The organism is Rhodoferax sp. (genome assembly GCF_028689305.1).
Lineage (GTDB): Bacteria > Pseudomonadota > Gammaproteobacteria > Burkholderiales > Burkholderiaceae_C > Rhodoferax.
This window is the reverse complement of record NZ_JAQTWM010000069.1, coordinates 15,802-21,068: the sequence shown is the minus strand read 5'-3', so window position 1 is coordinate 21,068 and position 5,267 is coordinate 15,802. Positions and strand designations below refer to the sequence as shown.

The window sequence follows — 5,267 nt, the reverse complement described above, 5'->3', positions numbered from 1 at the left end:
TGGTGGGATGTGCGGGGGTCGAACCCACGACAAACGGATTAAAAGTCCGCTGCTCTACCAACTGAGCTAACATCCCAAATCTTGCTCTGAAGCAGGATTGTTCCAAGCCTTAAATTATAAACAATTTTTTGGCACTATTTCAAATTTCTCGTTGCCAAACAATTCAAAACATAACCGGCTGCGCAATGTCCAAACGTTGCGGTAACTGCCACCACCGAGCCAAACCCGTGGCAATTCAGCGAGCCGTCGCTGGTGATGTTGCAGGAAGCATCTGGCGGTGCAACCTCTTCACGGCTGAAGACGCACGTTACTCCCATGGCTCTTTCTCCGCGGGGCGCGCCAAACTCCTTGCGCAGCCGATACCGCATCTTGGACAGCAAGGGGTCATGAGTAACACGAGACAGATCATCCACACTCACAAGTTGTGCATGCCGCTTTCCACCTGCAGCACCAGAGGCAATAAAAATGGTGCCTGTCCTGAGAGCCCAATGCGACAGGAAAGTTTTAACCTGGCTCTGGTCACAAGCATCAATCACAGCATCCACGCCAACGGGTAACAATTCAGCCCAGTTCGAAGAACTGGCAAACTCCTCCACACCATGGATGTCACATTGGGGAAAGAACGTATGGATCCGCTCTCGCATGGCCAACACCTTGGCCTGTCCCAAACTCGCCTCCGTGGCATGAATCTGCCGGTTGATGTTGGATTCAGCCACGTGATCCAGGTCAATCAGGGTGAGTTTGCCGACACCGCTACGTGCCAACGATTCTGCTGCCCATGAACCAACGCCACCCACACCAACCACAACAACGTGGGCTTGTCTGATTTGCTGTGCACCTTGAAGTCCGTACAGGCGCTCTATTCCGCCAAATCGGCGATCTTCTGTCATGGGCGAAAACCGGAGGGAAAGGTCAAGGGAAAGCTATTTCAGGGTAGCCAAACGTTCTTTGGCTGCAACAGCCGCTTCTGACTGCGGATAGGCCTTGATCAAATCCGTCAAGGTCTTACGCGCCCCTTTGGCATCTTTGAGTTCCAACTGGCAATTGGCCACCGAGAGCACGGCTTCCGGCGCGCGCATGTGTTCCGGATTGCGAGCAATCAATGCCTTGAAATTGATCACCGCTTCTTTGTAATCCCGGGTCGCATATTGCGCATTTCCCAGCCAGAACAACGCCGGCACCGCATAACCACTGGCGGGATAACGTGCCAGGAAACCCACAAAAAGATTCTGTGCGGCCAGGAAATCTCCCTTGCGGAATACTGTCAACGCGGATTCGTAGTCCCGTTTTTCCACAGGATCGACCATGAAATCCTGCCCATCAACACTCACTTTGATTGGTTCCAGCCGCGCCAGCCGCTCAGTCATTGTCTGCGCCTGGTCCTTCTGGCGCGTCTGCAAATTGGCCAGATCCCTGGCAAGCTGTTCATTGGTGCCACGCAGGGTGGCAATTTCGGCACGTAACAACTCGATCTGCTGCTGCAGGTCAAGCAACCCTTTCCCGTATCCAGCCCCCTCTGCAGCGGCAGTCTTCTGCCTCTGATCAGCCTCGTTTCGAAGTGTCTCGACACGTTGACGCAAATCCAAAATGGCCTTGCGTGCTTCGTCATCCTCAAACAAGGCCGCCTGCAAACTGGTGACAACCGTCAGACCCGCCAGAAAAACCAGCGGGGTCCGCAACATGTAGCTACGCACTGACATGGACGGCTTCATCAATACCGGATTTCAGCACGACGATTCTTGGCATAGGCAGATTCGTCGTGGCCGGCCACAGCGGGCTTCTCCTTGCCAAAACTGACCGCCTCCAACTGGCTTTTGGAGACACCCAGAATAGTCAGGGCATTCACAACGGCATCAGCACGTTTTTGCCCCAAGGCCAGGTTGTATTCACGTCCACCGGTTTCATCAGCATGACCTTCGACCGCCACTTTGCGGTTGGCCTGCCCCTTGATCAGACGCGCCTGCTCCGCCACCAAAGACTGGTACTCCGGTTTGATCACAAAACTGTCGAAATCAAAATAAATCACGCGTTGCGCGGATGCGGCATTGGCTGCAGATCCAGCACCATCCAGGTTCACAGGCGTGACCCCACCCGGTTGGACACCAGAACCAGTGCCCTCGGTGCCGCCTGCGCCCGTCACTGGCTTGGCTGTTGCATCGGTCACCGGCACATCACTGAGCGGCACGGTCGAACCACACCCAACCAACCACACCCCCACCACAAGAAACCACGCCAGATTTTTCATTAACTGCTACTCCTTGAAATCATTACTTCGAGAAAGGGCCCCAATGAGGCTCACGAATATCACCATTTTGACTATTCAGCCGTGCCTTGACCTTGCCGTCCAGCGTGGTGATCATCAATGCCTCCCGCCCCTGTGACTGGGTTGCGTAGACCACCAGTTTGCTGTTCGGTGCAAAACTCGGACTTTCATCTGCGGAAGTATCGGTCACCGCCCTGACACTACCACTTTGAAGGTCCATGAGATGCAACTTGAACGCGCCGCCCACGCGGGAAATATAAGCCATCCAGCGACCATCTGAACTGATGGCCGGAGAAATGTTGTAAGTGCCTGTGAATGTCACCCGCTCAACACCCTGCCCGGAAACAGCCACCTTGTAAATCTGCGGAGAGCCACCACGGTCACTCACAAAATAAAGGCTTTGACCATCCGGTGCAAACACGGGTTCGGTGTCAATGCCGCCGGACTGAACCAGTCGACGGGGCTCGCCACCTGAAGCGCTCATCAAAAAGAGTTGTGAGCCACCATCACGACTCAGGGTAACAGCCAGGGTCTTGCCATCGGGCGACCACGCTGGTGCACTGTTGGACCCCTTGAAGTTGGCGATGAGACGTCGCTTACCCGAGCTCACGTTATGCACGTAAACCACCGGTTTGCGGGATTCGAAAGAAACGTAGGCCAGCTGGTTGCCGTCCGGTGACCAAGCCGGAGAAATGATGGACTCCGGGCTGGCCAATGCAGATTGGGCATTTTCCCCATCGGCATCAGCCACCCACAACTGATACCGCTGGCCAGCTTTGGTCACATAGGCAATACGGGTCGAAAAGGCCCCTTTGTCGCCGGTCAACTTCTCGTAAACGTAGTCGGCAACCCGGTGCGCCGCCAGACGCAGATCTCCTTCCGCCACCGCATAACTCTGGCCACCCAGATCCTGCCCTTTCACCACATCCCACACGCGAAACCGCACATCAAACCGACCGTCTGCCAGTTTGGACACACTGCCTGAAACCAGTGCATCCGACCCGGCTTGGCGGAACACGGACAAGTCCGGCAGAGACAGCTCATCCAGCGCACTGCTGGCAGCACTCACTGCGCGAAATTGCCCGCTACGCTCCAGATCGGCCTGAACAATGTCAGAAATCTTCTGGCTGGAAGCGGCCTGCCCCCGAAAGGGCGCAATGCTGATCGGCATCTGCGTCAGGCCGACACCCGACACCTCCACCCGGAACTGTGCCCAGGATGAACCGGAAAAGCCTGCCAGGAAAAGTGACAGGTAAAACGCAAAAAAAAGACGAATCATGGGTTGAGTTTGCCTGGATATAAATCTGAATCAATTCAAGAAAGTGGACACCACATCATCACTGGAATGGTTCTCTCGCAGTCCGACCACAGCAGGTACCAGACCCGACTGCACCCGCTCCATCACGCGCTTGTAGTTGATGTTTTCTCCGTGCCGACTGTTTTGCCGATGCCACAAATGATAAACCTCTGTGCCCAGGTAACCATTGATCCGGCAAAGCCCGGCATGATGAAGCCGAAGCACCAGATCTGCATCTTCGTGTCCCCAGCCTTCAAAAAGTTCATCAAATCCGTTCACTTTCTCAAAGTCCTTTTTCCAGAGCGCGAAGTTGCAACTCCGGATTTTTTTCCAGTGAAAGTGCGTTTGCACCCTGAACGGCGCGCCTGGCCAATACCACAGATGGGCGAGCTTGTTGACGTCACCGCTAAGCCGCCATTTCAGCCAGTCGATCCAGTTGGCCTTGCCGACATCGGCCTGCCCTGCCAATACCTGCCCGGTCAGACTTTCACTCAGCAGCACTCGGTTACCGTTGACAAAGCAGCCCTCCCTGGCCAGCGCTTCGTGTGCCTGGACAAACCGGGCACTCGGAATACAGTCCCCGTCCAGAAACACCAGATAACGCCCCCGACTGGCCATGGCACCCAGATTACGTGCCCGGGAGGCGGTGAACCCTGTATCAGGATGCCAGACATGGACCACCGGACAGGCAAACGCCGGCAGGTGTTTGGTCCAGGCTTCCCTGCTGGCTGCGGTCGAACCATCATCGGCAATGATGACCTCGTGACCAGGACCACATTGCGGCGCCAGAGCTTCAAGCACTTTCAGCAAAGCGTCAGCGCGGTTGTAGGTCAGTATCACAAACGACGTCTTGATGCCGGTCCCGGTCATGACTGAGCATCCCGTTGGCGTGCCGTCAACCAGCGTTTGGCATAACGGTAATAGGTGCCCTCGGCATTAGAGATCGCCAAGGCCAACCCCAGCTGGCCGTCCAGAAAACCGCGACGGATCACATAGGTCCGGATAAAGGCCCACAGCCCGTGGCCCAAGGCCGCCAGCAGGCTGCTCTGGACACCACGCCGCGCCATGCTCTGGGCTCCCGCCGAGGAGTAGCGGTTCATCTTGTCCAGCACCGATTCAAAATCCGGGAAGCTCAAATGCAGCAAGGGGGTTTTCAGCTGGCCGACACGCCCCGTGGCAAGGACTTTTTCATGCACCAGATCATCCGAAAAACGAGCCTGGCCACGGCGGAAAAGGCGCAGAACATAGTCAGGACTCCAGCCCGAGTGCCGGATGAACTGCCCGCAATAACTCGACAAACGGGGCAACTCATAAGCAGCCGCTGCGTCTTCTCTACTGATTGCCGCCAGGATTTCCTCACGCAAATCAGTGGGGACACGTTCATCCGCGTCCAATGACAACACCCAGTCTCCCTGCGCCATTGCCAGCACCCTGTTCTTCTGCGGGCCAAAACCGGGCCAGTCCTGCGTCACGTGCACCGTCGCCCCCAAAGACCGGGCCATCTCGGCAGTACCGTCCGTGCTGGCATAGTCCAGCACAATCACCTCGTTGGCAAAGTCCAGACCGCGCAAACAGTCGCGGATATTGGCCGCTTCGTTGCGGGTGATGATGATGACGGAAAGTGACATGAAGGCGGCTCAAGAAACTCAGACCGCATCATAGTTGACGCCCGGGCCTCACCAGGCCTTAAGGTAAAGTCGCAACCCC

At 56.1% G+C, this 5,267-nt stretch carries 6 protein-coding genes and 1 tRNA gene; all 7 read right to left on the bottom strand.

What is annotated here, in order from left to right:
- Positions 1-76: transfer RNA gene (locus tag PHW99_RS13520), tRNA-Lys, on the bottom strand.
- 58 nt (positions 77-134) lie between these two features.
- Complete coding sequence (locus PHW99_RS13515; RefSeq protein ID WP_300178437.1) at positions 135-890, bottom strand: tRNA threonylcarbamoyladenosine dehydratase; 756 nt, start codon at positions 888-890, stop codon at positions 135-137.
- A 33-nt stretch (positions 891-923) separates the two neighbouring features.
- Positions 924-1,682, bottom strand: a complete 759-nt coding sequence (gene ybgF / locus PHW99_RS13510) for a tol-pal system protein YbgF (RefSeq protein WP_300178442.1) — start codon at positions 1,680-1,682, stop codon at positions 924-926.
- A gap of 29 nt (positions 1,683-1,711) precedes the next feature.
- Positions 1,712-2,245, bottom strand: a complete 534-nt coding sequence (gene pal / locus PHW99_RS13505) for a peptidoglycan-associated lipoprotein Pal (RefSeq protein ID WP_300178435.1) — start codon at positions 2,243-2,245, stop codon at positions 1,712-1,714.
- A 22-nt stretch (positions 2,246-2,267) separates the two neighbouring features.
- On the bottom strand, positions 2,268-3,542 hold the full coding sequence (gene tolB, locus PHW99_RS13500) for a Tol-Pal system beta propeller repeat protein TolB (RefSeq protein ID WP_300178432.1): 1,275 nt from the start codon (positions 3,540-3,542) through the stop codon (positions 2,268-2,270).
- 30 nt (positions 3,543-3,572) lie between these two features.
- A complete protein-coding gene (locus PHW99_RS13495) occupies positions 3,573-4,430 on the bottom strand; it encodes a glycosyltransferase (RefSeq protein ID WP_300178430.1) in 858 nt (285 codons plus the stop codon).
- Positions 4,427-5,188, bottom strand: coding sequence for a glycosyltransferase family 2 protein (locus tag PHW99_RS13490; RefSeq protein ID WP_300178427.1), 762 nt, complete (start codon positions 5,186-5,188; stop codon positions 4,427-4,429). Before PHW99_RS13490 ends, PHW99_RS13495 begins: the two co-directional genes overlap by 4 nt.
- Between the last annotated feature and the right edge of the window lie 79 nt (positions 5,189-5,267).